General features: G+C 55.1%; 13 protein-coding genes and 1 pseudogene. 5 read left to right on the top strand and 9 right to left on the bottom strand.

Features of this window, described 5'->3' with window-relative positions; translation table 11 throughout:
* Positions 1 to 49: 49 nt before the first annotated feature.
* Positions 50 to 1,549 carry a CoA-acylating methylmalonate-semialdehyde dehydrogenase gene (locus ASD8599_RS08175; RefSeq protein ID WP_108828072.1) on the top strand — a complete coding sequence of 500 codons (1,500 nt, stop codon included), beginning with the start codon at positions 50 to 52 and terminating at the stop codon, positions 1,547 to 1,549.
* 124 nt (positions 1,550 to 1,673) lie between these two features.
* Here ASD8599_RS08175 and ASD8599_RS08170 read toward each other — a convergent pair whose 3' ends face one another.
* Together ASD8599_RS08170 and ASD8599_RS08165 are read right to left on the bottom strand one after the other, a co-directional pair.
* On the bottom strand, positions 1,674 to 3,044 hold the full coding sequence (locus tag ASD8599_RS08170) for a metallophosphoesterase family protein (RefSeq protein ID WP_108828071.1): 1,371 nt from the start codon (positions 3,042 to 3,044) through the stop codon (positions 1,674 to 1,676).
* An 8-nt stretch (positions 3,045 to 3,052) separates the two neighbouring features.
* Positions 3,053 to 3,907, bottom strand: a complete 855-nt coding sequence (locus tag ASD8599_RS08165) for a hypothetical protein (protein WP_108828070.1) — start codon at positions 3,905 to 3,907, stop codon at positions 3,053 to 3,055.
* Positions 3,908 to 4,028: 121 nt separating this feature from the next.
* Here ASD8599_RS08165 and ASD8599_RS08160 point away from each other — a divergent pair, with 121 nt between their 5' ends.
* The 4 genes and pseudogenes from ASD8599_RS08160 to ASD8599_RS08150 all read left to right on the top strand — a co-directional run bounded on the left by ASD8599_RS08160 (position 4,029) and on the right by ASD8599_RS08150 (position 9,014).
* Entirely contained in the window at positions 4,029 to 5,171 is a 1,143-nt protein-coding gene (locus ASD8599_RS08160; RefSeq protein WP_108828069.1) for an acyl-CoA dehydrogenase family protein, read from the top strand.
* 8 nt (positions 5,172 to 5,179) lie between these two features.
* Positions 5,180 to 6,145: pseudogene (locus ASD8599_RS20525) on the top strand (enoyl-CoA hydratase/isomerase family protein); the annotation flags it as partial.
* Positions 6,146 to 6,169: 24 nt separating this feature from the next.
* Positions 6,170 to 7,093 (top strand): 3-hydroxyisobutyrate dehydrogenase, encoded by a 924-nt coding sequence (mmsB, locus tag ASD8599_RS20520; RefSeq protein WP_306418887.1) that lies wholly within the window; start codon positions 6,170 to 6,172, stop codon positions 7,091 to 7,093.
* A gap of 307 nt (positions 7,094 to 7,400) precedes the next feature.
* Positions 7,401 to 9,014, top strand: coding sequence for a choice-of-anchor L domain-containing protein (locus ASD8599_RS08150; protein WP_108828067.1), 1,614 nt, complete (start codon positions 7,401 to 7,403; stop codon positions 9,012 to 9,014).
* A 1-nt stretch (position 9,015) separates the two neighbouring features.
* On the opposite strand, the gene ASD8599_RS08145 is transcribed toward ASD8599_RS08150, so the two are convergent.
* The 7 genes from ASD8599_RS08145 to ASD8599_RS08115 all read right to left on the bottom strand — a co-directional run bounded on the left by ASD8599_RS08145 (position 9,016) and on the right by ASD8599_RS08115 (position 17,603).
* The gene (locus tag ASD8599_RS08145) at positions 9,016 to 9,276 is read right to left on the bottom strand and encodes a hypothetical protein (protein ID WP_108828066.1); all 261 of its coding nucleotides are present in this window, start codon (positions 9,274 to 9,276) and stop codon (positions 9,016 to 9,018) included.
* A 143-nt stretch (positions 9,277 to 9,419) separates the two neighbouring features.
* Complete coding sequence (gene uvrA / locus ASD8599_RS08140; protein ID WP_108828065.1) at positions 9,420 to 12,290, bottom strand: excinuclease ABC subunit UvrA; 2,871 nt, start codon at positions 12,288 to 12,290, stop codon at positions 9,420 to 9,422.
* Between the two features lie 81 nt (positions 12,291 to 12,371).
* Positions 12,372 to 13,523: an MFS transporter gene (locus tag ASD8599_RS08135; protein ID WP_108828064.1), complete on the bottom strand. Its 1,152-nt coding sequence runs from the start codon at positions 13,521 to 13,523 to the stop codon at positions 12,372 to 12,374.
* On the bottom strand, positions 13,520 to 14,080 hold the full coding sequence (locus tag ASD8599_RS08130; protein ID WP_181364438.1) for a class I SAM-dependent methyltransferase: 561 nt from the start codon (positions 14,078 to 14,080) through the stop codon (positions 13,520 to 13,522). The genes ASD8599_RS08135 and ASD8599_RS08130 overlap by 4 nt, the downstream gene beginning before the upstream one ends.
* Positions 14,081 to 14,116: 36 nt before the next feature.
* The gene (lpdA, locus tag ASD8599_RS08125; RefSeq protein ID WP_108830071.1) at positions 14,117 to 15,511 is read right to left on the bottom strand and encodes a dihydrolipoyl dehydrogenase; all 1,395 of its coding nucleotides are present in this window, start codon (positions 15,509 to 15,511) and stop codon (positions 14,117 to 14,119) included.
* A gap of 148 nt (positions 15,512 to 15,659) precedes the next feature.
* A complete protein-coding gene (locus ASD8599_RS08120; RefSeq protein WP_108828063.1) occupies positions 15,660 to 16,244 on the bottom strand; it encodes a DUF924 family protein in 585 nt (194 codons plus the stop codon).
* Positions 16,245 to 16,334: 90 nt separating this feature from the next.
* Positions 16,335 to 17,603: an MFS transporter gene (locus tag ASD8599_RS08115; RefSeq protein ID WP_108828062.1), complete on the bottom strand. Its 1,269-nt coding sequence runs from the start codon at positions 17,601 to 17,603 to the stop codon at positions 16,335 to 16,337.
* Positions 17,604 to 17,692: the final 89 nt, after the last annotated feature.

Genomic DNA, 17,692 nt, shown 5'->3' with positions numbered 1-17,692 from the left:
CGTTTTTGCAAGACTAGGATGCGCCCAAACACACCTTAGGGAGAATTCCATGCAAGAGCTGACCCACTACATCAACGGCGCCCACGTCAAAGGCACGTCAGGCCGCTTTGCCGACGTCATGAACCCCGCCACAGGCGAAGTGCAGGCAAAATGCCCGCTGGCATCTTCAGCTGAAATGGACGAGGCCGTGAAACATGCGCAAGCAGCACAGCCTGCTTGGGCAGCAACCAACCCGCAACGTCGTGCTCGCGTCATGATGAAGTTTGTGGGCTTGCTCAATGACAACATGGACAAGCTGGCCGAGGCCCTGTCCCGCGAGCACGGCAAAACCCTGCCCGACGCCGCCGGTGACGTGCAGCGCGGCCTTGAGGTTGTGGAATATTGCATCGGGGCGCCCGAGTTGCTCAAAGGCGATTACACCGACAGCGCAGGCCCCGGCATCGACATGTATTCCATGCGCCAAGCTTTGGGTGTGACTGCGGGCATCACGCCGTTCAACTTCCCTGCCATGATCCCGATGTGGATGTTCGCACCGGCCATCGCATGTGGAAACGCCTTTATCCTGAAACCCTCCGAGCGCGACCCGTCTGTGCCATTGATGCTGGCGGAGCTGATGGAAGAAGCGGGACTGCCAAAAGGCATCCTGCAAGTCGTCAACGGCGACAAAGAAGCCGTGGACGCGATCCTGCACCACGAAGTCATCCAGTCGGTGGGCTTTGTCGGATCGACCCCGATTGCGGAATACATCTATTCCACAGGCTGTGCGAACGGCAAACGCGTGCAGTGCTTTGGCGGCGCGAAAAACCACATGATCATCATGCCCGACGCGGATATGGATCAGGCCGCAGATGCTTTGATCGGCGCGGGCTATGGTGCTGCGGGCGAACGCTGCATGGCGATTTCCGTAGCGGTTCCTGTGGGCGATGAAACGGCAGATCGCTTGATCGAAAAGCTGGTACCGCGCATCGAAAGCCTCAAGGTCGGCCCATACACATCCGGCAACGACGTGGACTACGGCCCGGTTGTCACGGCAGCGGCCAAAGCCAACATCGAACGCCTTGTGCAAACCGGCGTGGATCAAGGCGCCGAACTGGTGGTCGACGGGCGCGACTTCAAATTGCAAGGCTATGAGGACGGCTTCTTTGTGGGACCGCATTTGTTCGACAAAGCCACCAAGGACATGGACATCTACAAGCACGAAATCTTCGGGCCAGTGCTGACCTGTGTACGCGCACAAAGCTACGAAGAAGCCATCGGCTTGGCGATGGACCACGAATACGGCAACGGCACGGCGATCTTCACACGCGACGGCGATGCGGCGCGTGACTTTGCCAACCGGATCAATGTGGGCATGGTCGGCATCAACGTGCCAATCCCTGTGCCGCTGGCGTATCACACGTTTGGCGGTTGGAAAAAATCCGTCTTTGGTGATCTGAACCAGCACGGGCCGGATGCGTTCAAGTTCTACACACGCACCAAGACCGTGACAGCGCGTTGGCCATCGGGCATCAAAGAAGGCGGAGAATTTTCTATCCCTGTTATGGAATAACCCGCCGCAATAGAATCCCCCCGTCCCCGTTTCTTTTCGCTAGAAATATCCCGGGGGTGTGGGGGCTGGCCCCCACCTTTTACAAACAAAAGCCGCCGCTCGTTCATTCGGGCGGCGGTTTTTTCTATTGCGCGACGCTGGTGCTGTGCATCTTTTGGCCCGCTGCATCATGAAATGACACATCCCACACACCACTGCCCGGCGTGATCAACCCGTAGCTGAAATGATAAGACCAGAAAAAATCATTGGTATTGGCCCCAAGGCGTCCCAAAGCCCGCTTTGCATTGCTGTGCAGCACACCACCTGTGCCCAATTCAGGATCGCGTTTGGTGCCGGAATTACCGAAGACAAATTGCGATGGGCGACCATCTGAAAAGCTAAGCTGTTGCGCCAGATGGATATGACCGGCCATGGTCAGTTTGATTTGGGATGGCAGCGCCTTTTGTACCGATTGCGCCAATGCCACTTGCAAGGTCTGATCTGTGGGTGAGGCTTTGGGCGCAGCCTCTGACCCGTAGCTGGCAATCGCCCAAAACGGACGATGCGTCACCAACCATGAAGGCACAGCGGCCTGCTCTGCAATCAGTTCAATGGCCGAAAACTCGACCTTGTACTGATCCACAGCCCCTTGATCAGGGCGCGATCCGTAGTCATTGTCGATGCGGGCGGTGTCCATCACGATCACTTGGAAACTGTCGAATGTGACAGGGTACGGTAATGTGTAGCTCCAGTCGTTGCCGCCGGCATCCAAAGGGGCTCCGTTCTTGCCGGGGCAGGATGCGGGCCAACTGGTGGCTTCGATCGGATTGGGATCAAGCAGATAGAACCAGCCTTTCCAAGCCCGCGTGCAGTCCTCGTGGTTGCCACGCACAGGGATCAGGGGGGCTGTCTGGAACACGGTGGCTGAGGGGTCAAAGAAATCCGCTTTCCAGCTGGCCCATGAAAACCCGATGTTGGACTGGTGGCAGCCTTCATCGCATGTGCCTGTTTCACGGTAGTGCATATCACCTACATGAATGAACAAATCAGGGGCATCCTGCGCCGCGCGATCAGCCACCGCCTCATAGTCCCATGCCTTGCCCTGCCCGTCGCCAGTGCAATTTTGCACAATGCCATAAGCCACGCGGCACCCCGTATCGCCCAGAACAGCAATCTTTTGCGGATCCGTTGAAGGGGTCGGCAAACGCAAGGCGGGGGGCACAAACATCCCCACCATCGTGCTGTCTACAGGAGCCACGCAGACGCGGACCCCTTCAAAGCCCAAAGGCGCAAAGCCGCTGCGCAACGTCATGGGAGTTTTGGTGTTGCCATGCCGGATATCGGGGCATTTTGTGCCTGCAGGATTGGCAGGATCGGTGTTGATAACCACCCGTGCCTGCGCGGTACCGTCGCCGGTGTATTGCACCCACCCTGCGTAGATATTGCCCTTGAACTGAGCGCTGGCTTGGCTGGCCATCAGGCCAAATGCTGTTAATGCGAGTGTCAGTTTTATCATAATGCCCCCTAACGTAACATGTTTTGAATAAAGCGAATAATCGGATCGATGACATCGCTGTCGCGCCAATAAGCGTTGTGCGACAGCGGGTTCCAAGCGCTGAATGTGCTGCCTGCGTTGATCGAAACATCACGCAATTTCTTGGCCTTGCTCAGATCCCCGTAGGCCGGTGACGTGTCCGCCATCGGATAGCCCAGAATGTCTTGTTTGTCGTAGAAATTGTACCACCACGTTTTGAAGCGTTTTGCATCCGGCAGCGCGGTGCCTGGAAAATCAATCGGTGTGACTTCTTCTTCGGGGTAAGAGAACACAAACACCGGAATGTTGCAGCCAAAGGTGATCAAGCCGGACACCGTTGTCATGTTTTGCAAGGCAGAGCCGTGCATCCCCTGCCCGTCATTGCGCCGCATATGCGCTTGCTGGTCGTAGATGTAGTTGGACATGATATGCCCACCCAACGAATGGGCCAGAACAACGATCTGGCCGTCGGGGCCTATGTCGGCTTCCATGTCACGGATCGTGTCTTCAACCCGTTGATGGATGTCTTGGTAGGTGCGGTCCAGCCCGTCTGGCGTCAATTGGTAGCTGGCCGCATCGGACAGGTTGCTCATGACAAATTTGCGAACAGTGTCCCAACCTGTTTTGCGTTTGATCTTTTTCAAATACGCATCTTGCCGCCCTTGCAACACATCGGACCAAAACACCTCTCGCCATGCCACATCCGCCGTTTGGGGGCCTAGCCCTTTCATCACGCGTTTGTGCATTTCCTTGGAAAAAGTTATTTCGCCTGACGTATCGGGCCGCTTGTCCCCCTGACTGCCAATGCCATGTACGACAACCACGCCAATCTTTTTATCTGGCATACGTTTGCTCCAAAAATCATTAATCAATGCCGAAAGCTTAACCGCCTTGCCTTTCTCCTTGCAACATTTGTGAAAACCTTAGAATTTAACACATGTTCAATTCGAACGAGGGAGCCGCCGCATGGATTTCGCACTGACAGAAGAACAAACAGCTATTTTCGACATGGCTTACGCCTTTGGCCAAGACGCCATTGCGCCCAACGCACGCCAATGGGAAGCGGATGAAACCATCCCCAAAACCCTGTGGCCTCAGCTGGGTGAATTGGGCTTTGCGGGCTTGTATGTCTCCGAGGAAGGTGGCGGGTCCGGTCTGTCGCGCCTGGATGCCACACTGGTGTTTGAAGCCCTGTCGATGGCCTGCCCGTCTGTCGCGGCGTTTTTGTCGATCCACAACATGTGCGCCAAAATGCTCGACACTTTTGCGTCCGACGACATGAAGGCACGGGTGATGCCGGATGTGCTGACCATGAACACCGTCCTAAGCTATTGCTTGACCGAACCCGGTTCGGGGTCGGATGCCGCCGCCTTAAAAACCCGCGCAACACGCACCAACGAAGGGTACACCGTCAACGGCACCAAGGCCTTTATCTCGGGTGGTGGCTATTCGGATGCCTATGTTTGCATGGTGCGCACCGGTGACGACGGGCCATCGGGCGTGTCCACATTGTACGTTGAAGATGGCGCCGAGGGGTTGTCGTTTGGCGCGCTTGAAGACAAGATGGGCTGGCGATCCCAACCCACAGCCCAAGTGCAGTTTGACGATTGCAAAGTGGCGTCTGAGAACCTTGTGGGTGAAGAAGGCAACGGCTTTAAATACGCCATGATGGGACTGGACGGCGGCCGCCTGAATATCGCCGCCTGTTCCTTGGGGGCCGCACAGACCGCTCTGAACGCCACGATGGACTACATGGGCGAACGCAAAGCCTTTGGCAAATCCATCGACCAGTTCCAAGGGCTGCAATGGCGCCTTGCTGACATGGAAATCGAACTTAGCGCCGCCCGCGTGTTGCTGCGGCAAGCGGCATGGAAGCTGGATCAAGGCGCACCGGACGCCACGAAATACTGCGCGATGGCGAAGAAATTCGTGACCGAAGCCGGATCGAAGATCGTCGACCAATGCCTGCAATTGCACGGCGGCTACGGATACCTCGCGGACTACGGCATCGAGAAACTGGTCCGCGATCTGCGCGTGCACCAGATCTTGGAAGGCACAAACGAGATCATGCGCGTGATCGTGGCGCGTGAGATGTTGAAGAATAGATAGGACGCTGCATGACTGATATCTCTATCCGCATCACCGGGCGCGCGGGCCGTATTACATTGCAGCGCCCGGATGCGTTGAATGCGATGACTTACGACATGTGTCTGGCGATTGAGACCGCCCTTGATGCTTGGCGTGATGATCCGGCGGTGGCGCTTGTGGTCATCGACGCGATGGGTGAGCGCGCTTTTTGTTCGGGCGGAGATATTGCCGATTTATATGCCACGGGCCGCGCAGGTGATTTTGCCTATGGCCAAAAGTTCTGGGCCGATGAATACCGCCTGAACAACAAGATATTTGAGTATTCCAAACCTGTCGTCAGCTTCCTGCAAGGTTTTACCATGGGGGGTGGTGTTGGGATTGGCTGTCATGGATCACACCGGATCGTCGGCGACACCAGCCAGATTGCCATGCCCGAAGTTGGCATCGGTCTGGTGCCGGATGTGGGTGGGTCTTTAATGCTGGCCCTCGCCCCCGGACGATTGGGCGAATATCTGGGCTGTACGGCGGCGCGTATGAATGCGGGGGATGCAATTTTCGCAGGGTTTGCAGATATTTACCTACCCGAAGCGGCTTGGGACAGCACCATCAAAACGCTTGAGCTGACAGGTGATGTGGACCACATCAAAGCGCAAGACGTACCGGCCTCTGGCCCTATCGAGAACAATCAAGACGCGATCAACCGGCACTTTCACGGCGCCTCGCTTGGAGATATCTGGATCACCTTGGAAAGTGACACCAGCGATTTTGCCCAAGCCACCCTGAAACAGATGAAGCGTAACAGCCCGCTGTCCATGGCCTGTGCTATCGAAATTCTGTCGCGTTTGCGTGGCCCTTCTTTGACAATGGGCAAAGCGCTGGACCTTGAATACCGCTTTACGGCCCGCGCCATGGAACACGGCGACTTTCTGGAAGGCATCCGTGCGGCGATTATCGACAAGGATCGCCAACCCAAATGGCAATTCGCAGACGGTGTTGTGCCGCCGATGGCCGTGTCCAAGATGTTGCAACCCTTAGGCGCACAGGCCCTGAAACTGAAAGAGGAAGCGCAAATGAAAATCGGATTTATCGGACTTGGCAACATGGGCGCACCTATGGCGGCCAACCTGGCAAGCGCTGGCTTTGATGTTGCCGGGTTTGATCCCGCAGGCACGTCTGCGGCCGGTGTTGGCGTTGCAAGCTCAGCGGCGCAGGCCGCGTCGGACGCTGATGCGGTGATCACAATGCTGCCAAACGGTGCGATCTTGCGCAGTGTTGCGGAAGAACTGGTGCCAGCCATGAAATCCGGTGCTGTTCTATTAGATTGCTCAACTGTGGATGTGGACAGTGCCCGCGCCGTGGCCAAACAGGCGCAGGACGCAGGTTTGATGGCCGTGGACGCGCCGGTGTCTGGTGGCATCGGTGGCGCGTCTGGCGGCACGTTGACGTTTATGGCGGGCGGCACTGAAGCGGGCTTTTTGAAGGTCACACCACTGTTTGACATCATGGGCCAAAAGGCCGTGCATTGCGGCGAAGCTGGCGCAGGGCAAGCTGCCAAAATTTGCAACAACATGATCTTGGGGGCGACGATGATTGCCACCTGTGAAGCTTTTGCGCTGGCGGACAAGCTGGGGCTGGAAAGGCAAAAGATGTTCGACGTTGTGTCGACGTCTTCGGGATATTCATGGTCTATGAACGCGTATTGCCCTGCCCCCGGAGTTGGCCCGCAAAGCCCGTCTGACAATGGCTACACCCCCGGATTTGCTGCCGAACTGATGTTGAAGGACCTGGGATTAAGCCAACAGGCTGCCGAAACTGCGGATGCAGACACGCCCATGGGCGCATTGGCTTTGGCGCTGTACAAGCGGTTCGTCGAAGAGGAAGACGGCATGGGGCGCGATTTTAGTGCGATGTTGCCACGTTTTGAAGGACGCGGTCGCGACTAGGGCCTGTGGCCCGAACAGCGGAGTTACTGCCAGCTACAGATGACAATGGACAGGGTGCGCAAATAGGGCAAACCCGTGGCGCCACTGAATAAACGTCTGAATACCAATCAAGGTCTGCTCGCAAAAATATGCCGGCAGACCCTTTGTTTTAGGGCTTGGATCACGCCGCCGTGATCTCACACGATTATGTCCAATACCTCGACAATTTTCTACAAATTACCCCATTTGTCGCCCATTCGGGTCTCATTCATCCTTCATATCTTGGTCTTGGCGCATCCAGCCTTGCGCTCAAAAAGACGAGATAAAGATGGCGACAGCAACAGAGCTGCCAATTAACACTTCCGCGACAGCGGATGACATGGCGACAGAAATTTTCGGAAACGGAGTGACAGTCAACTCCGCGGCCTACACAGGCGATCCCAATTCCTCTGGCACCTATTCGAACGGGGATGCTGTATCGGCCGAAGCGACCCCCGGCGACACCGGTGTGATCCTGTCGACCGGGAATGTTGCCGATTTTACAAACTCTGACGGCACCACAAACACAAACCAGAACGCAGGCACGTCAACGAACACAGCTGGCGTGGACAATGACGCGGATTTCAACTCCATTGCCCCGACAAATACTTTTGACGCGTCATTTCTAGAGGTGAACTTCACCCCGGATGGCGACACAATCACCATCGATTTTGTGCTAAGTTCCGAAGAATACCCAGAATATGCAAATTCCCAGTTCAACGACGTTGTCGGCGTTTGGGTCAATGGAGTTGAAGCCACTGTCAGCATCGGCAACGGCGCGGCCTCTATTGGCAACATCAATGGCGGAACCACCCAGAACCTGTACAACGACAACACAGCCGACCAGTTCAACACGGAAATGGACGGATTTACCGTTACACTGACCTTTGTAGCGCCCGTAAACCCCGGCGTGCCCAACACGCTGAAAATCGGCGTCGCAGATGTCGCGGACAACCAATACGACACCAACCTTCTGATCGCAGGTGGTTCTGTCCAATCTACGATCGTCGCCGACGACGATTCCGTTTCCTTGGGCAACAACGACACAAAAATAGTGGACGTGCTGGCAAACGACAGCTCCACTGCAGGCACGTTGTCAATCACGCACATCAACGGCACAGCTGTGGTTGCAGGCGACACCGTGACCCTTGCCACAGGCCAGCAGATCACGCTGAATGCGGACGGCACCTTTACAGTGGTTGGCGACAGCGATGCAGAAACCGTCTACTTCAACTACACAATCGAAGATTCCAACGGAAACACCGACAACGGTCTGGTGGAAATCGAACAAGTGCCCTGCTTTGTATCTGGTACGTGGATCACGACAGAATTCGGACCGCAACGGATCGAAGACATCACAGCGGGTACGCGCGTTATGACCCGCGACGACGGTTTGCAACCCGTGCTCTGGTTAGGCCAACGCCGTGTGCAGGCCACCGGTGCCTTCCGCCCCATCCGTTTTGCCGCTGGCTCTTTCGGAGCCGACAGCCAGCTGCTGTTGTCGCCACAACACCGCATATTGATCGAAGGCTGCTGGGCAGAATTGCTATTTGGTGAGGATGAAGTCTTGGTCAAAGCCAAAGATCTGGTCAACGATGGCGCGGTCCAAATCGTGCGTAATATGGATCAGGTCTGCTACCACCACATGCTGTTTGCCCGTCACCAGGTCATCGAAGCAAACGGTGTCGCCTGTGAAAGTTACCTGCCTGGCCCCATGACCATGAAAGGCTTCGACTGCGGAATCCAAAGTGAAATTTACAATTTGTTTCCGGAACTTAAGTCGAACTTCTCAAGTTATGGTTCATCGGCCAGACCCATGATCACATCACGCGAAGCCCGCGCACTGCGCCAAATGATGCCGCAAGCAATCGCGCCCGCGGCACAGCTCAGGCTGGCCGCCTGATCTATTTACCGACCGTGATCAGGATCAGCACCACAAACATCGAAGGCACTGCCATAAGCACCGGAATGATGAACGCGGCGTAGCCCCATGTCAAAACCGCAAGCAGCCATAAAGTGAAGACGGTAAACAAGAAGTAATAGATGTTGTCTTTATCACCATAGGCGACCTCGTGTAACATACGCCCAAGGATGGGTATGCTAAACACGAACCGCTTCAGAAAGCCGGAAACCGTGCCTTTAGGAATATCAGCGATCGCAGTCATCTCGTTTGCTCCTTGTCTGTTCAAATACAGATAGGAGGTCAGGAAACTATAACCATGCGACAAACTGTACAAAATCGCTCAGGTTTTAAGGAAATGCACAGGGTGGTACCCCAGCCCTGCCCATCGCGCCTGCTGCATCGCCATTATTCTGCGGCGACGCGTTTCGGTTTCAACATATCCTTCAGATAATAACCGGTGTGGCTTTCCGCGACACTTGCCACGTGTTCGGGCGTTCCAACGGCCACAACCGTTCCACCGCCATCGCCACCTTCGGGACCGATGTCGATGATATGGTCGGCGGTTTTTACGACGTCCAGATTATGTTCAATCACAATGACAGAATTGCCCTGATCCACCAACTCATGCAGCACCTCAAGCAACTTGCGCACATCTTCAAAGTGCAAGCCGGTTGTTGGTTCGTCCAGAATGTACAACGTACGCCCAGTCGAGCGTTTTGCCAGTTCTTTTGACAACTTCACCCGTTGTGCTTCACCGCCCGATAGGGTCGTCGCCTGCTGTCCCACTTTGATGTAGCCCAATCCCACCCGCATCAGGGCGTCCATCTTTTCACGAATGCTGGGCACCGCGGTAAAGAACGTTTGGGCATCTTCCACAGTCATATCCAGCACGTCTGCAATGGATTTGCCTTTGAATTTAATCTCAAGCGTTTCGCGATTGTACCGTGCCCCTTTGCAGGTTTCACATTCCACATATACATCCGGCAGGAAGTGCATTTCGATCTTGATGACACCGTCGCCTTGGCACGCTTCGCAGCGCCCGCCTTTGACGTTGAATGAAAAACGACCCGGCTTATAGCCACGGGCCTTGGATTCAGGCAGTCCCGCAAACCAATCGCGGATCGGCGTGAAGGCGCCGGTGTAGGTGGCGGGATTTGATCGTGGCGTGCGCCCGATGGGGCGTTGGTCGATGTCGATCACCTTGTCGAGCAGCTCCAGCCCTTTGATGGTCTCACAGGGCGCTGGCGTTTGTCGCGCGCCGTTCAATTGCATCGATGCCGTCTTGAACAAGGTTTCGATGGTCAAAGTCGACTTACCGCCCCCGGAAACGCCCGTAACACATACAAATTGGCCCAACGGAAACTCGACTGTGATGTCTTGCAGATTGTTACCTGATGCTTTGACGACTTTGACCGACTTCTTCTTGCCCTTGCGCCGTTCCGCCGGAACAGGAATTTCGCGCACACCCGTCAGATATTGGCCGGTGATGGACTTCTTGTTGGCGGCAATCTTCTTGGGTGTGCCGTGTGCGACGACTTCACCACCGTGTACCCCCGCGCCCGGACCAATATCAAAAACATAGTCGGCTTCACGGATGGCTTCCTCGTCATGTTCGACCACAATCACCGTGTTGCCCTGATCGCGCAGATTTTTCAACGTGCCCAGCAGACGGTCGTTGTCGCGTTGGTGCAGGCCGATGGAAGGTTCGTCCAGAACGTAAAGAACCCCTGTCAAACCAGAGCCGATTTGACTGGCAAGGCGGATACGCTGGCTCTCGCCACCACTTAAGGTGCCACTTGAGCGTGATAGTGTAAGATATTCTAAACCAACATTATTTAGAAACCCAAGGCGCTCGCGAATTTCTTTCAGAATTGCCTTTGCGATTTCGTTTTTCTGCACGCTTAGGGAATGCGGAACGCTTTCGCACCACTCATATGCTTCGCGGATCGACATGTTCACAACTTGACCCGCATGCATCAAAGCATCATCCGGACCGATCTTCACAGCCAATGCTTCAGCGCGCAGGCGGTACCCTTCGCAAGTGCCGCAAGAGCGGTTGTTTTGATAGCGTTCAAATTCTTCGCGAATCCAGTTGCTGTCGGTTTCGCGGTAGCGGCGTTCCATGTTGGGGATCACCCCTTCGAAAACGCGGGTCACCTGATACACGCGGCCGCCTTCGTCATAGCGGAACGGGATTTCTTCATCTCCTGAGCCGTGCAAAAACACCTGCTTCACATGGGCTGGCAGGTCTTTCCATTTGCTTTTGGCATCGAATTCATAGTGCTTTGCAATCGCTTCGATGGTCTGCAAGAAATACGGGCTTTTGCCTTTGCGCCATGGGGCCAATGCACCATCATACACTTTTAGATTTTGGTCGGGCACAACAAGGCGTTCGTCAAAAAACAGCTCCATCCCCAAGCCATCGCAATCCGGACACGCCCCGAATGGCGCGTTGAACGAAAACAGGCGCGGTTCGATTTCAGGGATCGTGAAACCGCTGACAGGGCAGGCAAATTTCTCGGAAAATGTGGTGCGGTCGGGATCGCCTTCGGTTGGGGCGGTCTCGAGGATCGCAATGCCATCCGCCAGATCAAGCGCTGTGCGCAGGCTATCCGCCAAACGCGTCTCAAGCCCCTCGCGGACCACGATACGGTCCACAACCACGTCGATGTCGTGGCGGAATTTCTTGTCCAGAGTTGGCGGCTCATCCAATTCATAAAATGCGCCGTCCACTTTCACACGCTGAAAGCCCTGCTTGCGCAGTTCGACAAATTCCTTGCGATATTCGCCTTTACGGTCGCGGATGATCGGCGCCAGCAGATAGGCGCGTGTGCCCTCTTCCATCGTCATCACACGGTCCACCATGTCTTGCACCTGCTGTGCCTCGATGGGCTTGCCCGTGGCCGGGGAATACGGCGTACCGACACGCGCGAACAGCAAGCGCATGTAGTCGTAAATTTCTGTCACCGTGCCCACAGTGGATCGCGGGTTTTTTGATGTCGTTTTCTGTTCGATCGAAATGGCTGGCGACAGACCAGCGATGTGATCGACGTCAGGTTTCTGCATCATATCAAGGAATTGGCGGGCATAAGCGCTTAGGCTTTCGACATAACGCCGCTGCCCTTCCGCGTAGATGGTATCAAACGCCAGTGATGATTTACCGGACCCCGAAAGCCCGGTGATCACAACCAGCTTATCGCGCGGGATATCCACATCGATAGATTTCAGATTGTGTTCACGCGCGCCGCGAACTTCGATGTTCTTTAACTCAGCCATAATGTGCCCCCGAGGTGTTACGTCACACATAGTGGGCTGCGCGGGATTCTCCAACGAAAAAAAGAGAACATAGACGGAACATTAAGTGTTGCGTAACCGCGCCAGCACCAAATGTGTACAAAGTCCCAAGGCCAGCGCGGTGCCGACAAAAATTGGCAACGCGGCATATCCCAACCACAACAAGCCCGCCACGATGACCGGTGTGCCCAATGTATTTCCCAGATTGCCCATTTGCGCCATAGCACCGTTGGCCTGCGCTTGTGTCGCGGCAGTGTCGTTTAGCTGCGGTACAGCTGCAAAGCTTGCGCCCTGAATGAGCCCCAGCGTAGCGGCCAACGCCAGACACGCCCACGCATGGCCCGGAGACACCCAAAGCCAGCCCATCACCGCAAAGCTGCTGCCAAACCCCAAGACAACCACGCTGACCGCAGACATCGAGCGCAACAGATACACGCCCAAGGTCATTGAACTGACAATAGACGCCAGTGGCATCGCCCCCATTACAATCGCCCGGTAGTCTGGGGCAAGAAACGGCGGCATCACGGTGAGCACGGACACAAAACAAAAAGTGTAGAACAACCAGCCCATCCCCGCAGCCGCAACACGGGGTGACCGGTAAATAGCGCCGTGATCTTTTATGAGTTGCCGCAACGAAAACCGCGTGATTGGGGTGCTTTCAGGCAAAACTTGTAGTGAAAAAGTCAAAACCACAGCAAAAACAGCCATATACACGCCATGCGCCCAAAACAGGCTTGTAACCCCATAGGCTGCAACCATGGGCAAACCGCCCCACGTCAGCACAGCAAATGCGACACCAAAGAACGTCCCCCACAAGGTTAACGTAAATCCGCGATGCTGCGGCGCGGACAGCTGCGCGATCAATGTGGGTGCTGCCACAACAAGGCCCAAATGGGACAGCCCCTCTATGGCACGCAGCGTCAGAAATCCCCAAAGCGGCAAGCCAAGGCCCTGCAGCGCAGAAATCCCTGCCCCCAACCAAAGCGCCCAGATCAACGCGCGTTTGTAGCGCAGACGCGCCACCAAAAGCCCGGCCGCAACGCCAAAGATGATCCCGACCAAACCAACAAGGGACACAGCCCATCCCAACCACGCGCCAGCGTCAGGGTAGAGGTCCGGCAATTGGTCAAAAATCACGCTGACCTTGGCGTATTGCGCTGCAGCCCCCAACCCCGCGCCCCACAACAAAAACACACGCCCGAAAGATGTGGTCATGTTTTTCGGGCCAACGCCCAGGCGCAAATCGGCATTTCGGGATCGTTTTCAAGACTGTCTTCGTCTTTGCGGTACGCGGGCGGCCAGAGGTCTTCCATGTTGCGCCGCGCCGCGTTGCGATTGCCCCATTGCTTGGCCACGATGGCATCTTCATCAAAACCCGCTTCAATCAGCAGGTTTTTCAGGCCGCGTGCAGACCAGCGCGAATTGTCCATCGGGGCCGCATGAAACGGGATATAGAAAGGCACAGCCACCCAGAAGTACCCACCTTTACGCAGCATTTTCAGCACATTGCGTGTCGCGGCATAGGGACGGTCAAGGTGTTCCCAAACTTGGTTGGCCAAGATCAAATCAAACTTCAAAGGCTTGCCTTGCGCATCCTCATAGGGTCCTGCGCAGACATCGTATTCGGGGTAACGGTACTGCTTGTAGGATTTGAAGGTGAACATTTCACCCCATTTGCCAGACACTTCAGCCACGTCCAGCAATTCGGGCTCCAGCCCATTGATCATACGGCGGCTGTTGCGCTGCATTACGACACGGTTCAGGCTGGGCATGGGGCGACCTTCGGGTTGCGGACGCCCCGTCGCGGATCACATATGGATCACACGGTCGTAGGCGTCCAAGACACTTTCGTGCATCATTTCAGAAAGGGTCGGATGGGGGAAGACCGTGTTCATCAAGTCTTCTTCCGTGGTCTCCAGTTGGCGCCCCACGACATAGCCTTGAATCAGCTCAGTCACTTCGGCCCCGATCATGTGCGCGCCCAACAGTTCGCCGGTTTTCGCGTCAAAGATCGTCTTGACCAAGCCTTCAGGTTCTCCCAGTGCGATGGCCTTGCCGTTGCCGATAAACGGAAAACGGCCAACTTTGATGTCGTAGCCAAGTTCTTTTGCCTTGGCTTCGGTGTACCCCACCGACGCCACCTGGGGATGACAGTATGTGCATCCAGCAATGGTTTCGGGCTTCACAGGATGTGCATGTTTGCCAGCGATCAGATCAGCCACCATTACACCTTCATGGCTTGCTTTGTGTGCCAGCCAGGGCGCACCTGCAATGTCACCAATGGCATAAAGCCCGTCAATGCCGGTTCGGCAGAATTCATCCGTCACAACATGGGTGCGATCCAGTTTTACGCCCAGTTCTTCCAGACCCAGACCTTCTACATTTCCAACAATTCCAACAGCTGAAATGACTGTATCAAAGTCAATCTTTTCAATTTTGCCATCTTTTTCGATATGAGCCGTCACCTTGCCTTTGCTACGGTCAAGCTGTTTGACCATTGCTTTTTGCATGATCTTCATGCCCTGCTTTTCGAAAGATTTTTTGGCAAAGGCCGAAATTTCCGCGTCCTCGACCGGCAACACGCGGTCCATCACTTCGACGACTGTCGTGTCTGCACCCAGCGTATTGTAGAAGCTGGCAAATTCGATACCGATGGCACCGGACCCGATCACCAAAAGTTTCTTCGGCATACGTTTTGGCGTCAGTGCGTGTTTGTAGGTCCAGACCAGATCACCATCTGCCTCTAGTCCTGGCAATTCGCGGGCCCGCGCACCTGTCGCCAACACGATGTTCTTCGCAGTCAGCTCTTGCGAACCTTTGTCGGTTTTCACGCTGACTTTGCCCTTGGCAGGTAACGTGGCCGCGCCCATGTAAACGGTAACTTTGTTCTTTTTCATCAGATGCCCGATGCCACCCGACAACTGCCCTGCCACTTTGCGCGATCTTTTCACCACAGCATCAAGGTCGTATCCGATGCCATCCGCCTTCAGACCAAATTCCTTGGCGCGGTGCATCAAGTGGAACACTTCTGACGATCGCAACATCGCTTTGGTCGGGATGCAGCCCCAGTTCAGACAAATGCCGCCCAAATGCTCGCGTTCCACAATGGCGACTTTCATACCCAGCTGCGCACCGCGGATCGCAGCGACGTAACCGCCCGGTCCTGCGCCAATCACGATAAGATCATAAGAAGTTGCCATAATATTGCCCTCAGCTTGCAGGTATCTCAAAAAGTAGTTTACCATTAAACTAATTTTTGAAAACACACAATCCAAAGTCCCGCGACATAAACGCCGCAGGATGCATCATGTTTCGCGCCTACCGTCTTTGTCCAAACGGACAGGTATCGGTTTAAGCCGCTTTGGCCGCCTGTAGCTGACGCAAGGTGCTGCCGTACCCGCCACCGGCCAAATAGGCATCTTCCTGCGACGTGGAGCTGCGCCCAAGAGCCGCATTCCTGTAAGGGAAGCGACCAAACTGGCGGATGACATCGCGGTGCGCACGCGCATGGATCAAATTGTCCTCGCGTCCGATCGGCATGCGTTCACAGATCAAGCGCACGCAGCGGTCCTGATCACACAGGTTTTCGGAATGCATCAAAGGCAAATAGAAAAATTGCCGGGCGGGTTCATCGATCTTCATGTCCCAGCCTTTGGCGATCGCAGATTTCGCAGCAGCCAACGCAAGCCTGTCACTGGAAAATGCGCGGCCTGTGCCGCGGAACATGTTGCGTGACAACTGATCCGTTAGCAAAATATAGGCCAAAGCGCCGCTGGGGTAGGTCAACCACAGCGAAAATCGTCCTTCAGATGCCCCTTCCCACGTGCTCAGAAACGTGTCGCGGATCTGTTGATCCAGCGCCTCGTCGTCTTTGTACCAGTCCTTTGGTTGCAAATCATCCAACCAAAACTTTAACACGTCCTCAGGACCAACCATGGTTTTACTCCCGTTTCCACAGCGCAGTTTCTTCTATGTTACCGCGTTGAGATAGGGAGGCGACTCACGATTTGCGACATCTCCGTCACATTATGATGTCGTTTGGTCATTTTCTTCCTCAAGTTCCGTTTCAATGGCGTATTCCTGCGCAATTTCAACCGCAACAGCCGTCATGGCAGTTTGGGCCATAGGAACGTAACTGCCTGTTTCTTCGACAGGAACTGTGGGACGCTGCGTTGTGCGATACCCTGTGTAGATCACCAAAGCTACAAACAGGATCGCTGTGAACAAAAAGAACCCGGACGGCCCCATTTCACGCATCATCCAGCCCGTGATAATCGGTCCGAAAATCGCCCCCAGCCCGTTCACAAAAACCAGTCCTCCGGACGCTGCGGCCATGTCGTCGTGTTCCAAGAAGTCGTTTGTGTGTGCCAAAAGCAGCGAATACAGCGGATTGGACATTCCGCCCATCAAAAAGGCGGACATCAACAGCATGTTGAAATCTTCGCCGTAGATCATACCGATAATAGCGCCAAACAGGCCGCCAATCGCCACAAACAGAACCAGGGCCCGCCGGTCCACCCGATCTGACATCCACCCGATGGGGTATTGCAGGATCATCGCGCCGATAAAGAACATCGCAACAAAGGTCGAAATCTGCGCCACGCTCAGACCCGCTTCGGCGCCATAGACCGAAGACATCCCGAATTGCGCAGCAAAGATACCACCCAGCAGAAACATCCCCACAAATCCCAATGGCGATACTTTGGCCAGCTCACGCAAGCTCATGGGTTTTGTCGTATCAAACGCGGGCGTCGGACTGATCGACAGCAAAATCGGCGTCACGGCGATGCTGACCAAAATCGACGGAATGACAAACAAAACATAGCCCGACGGGTCCGCTGTCACCATCAACACCTGTGCCAAAACGATGCCGGCTGTTTGCACAATCATATAAAGCGACAAAGCCTGTCCGCGGTTTTCGTTGCTGGCCGCATCGTTCAGCCAGCTTTCCGCAGTTACATACACCGCCGAAAAGCAAAATCCGATCAAGACCCGGCCCAATGTCCAAACCCAGACTTCCGTGTAGGTCGGATACAAGATCATCACAGCCGAAATCAACGACGCCAAAGCCGCAAAAACCCGCACGTGACCCACACGGCGGATCATACCTGTGGCCATGCGCGATCCGCCGAGAAACCCCACAAAATACGCAGACATCACAATAGACATCTGAAGCGTATCAAAGCCTTCTATTTCACCCCGAATGCCCAATAATGTGCCTTGCATGCCGTTGCCGATCATCAGCAAACCAATGCCAAACAGCAACGCCCACGCGCTGGAAAGAACTTGAACCATGACAATCTCCGATTGATATTGCCCCGCTGTGACACGAAGCTAAGCGCCCTGTCGGCACTGTCTGCGACGCGGGCGAGGTCGTATTTGAT

Source organism: Ascidiaceihabitans donghaensis, assembly GCF_900302465.1.
Taxonomy (GTDB): Bacteria; Pseudomonadota; Alphaproteobacteria; order Rhodobacterales; family Rhodobacteraceae; genus Ascidiaceihabitans; species Ascidiaceihabitans donghaensis.
The sequence above is the reverse complement of the archived record's forward strand: the minus strand, read 5'-3'. Positions and strand labels throughout refer to the sequence as shown.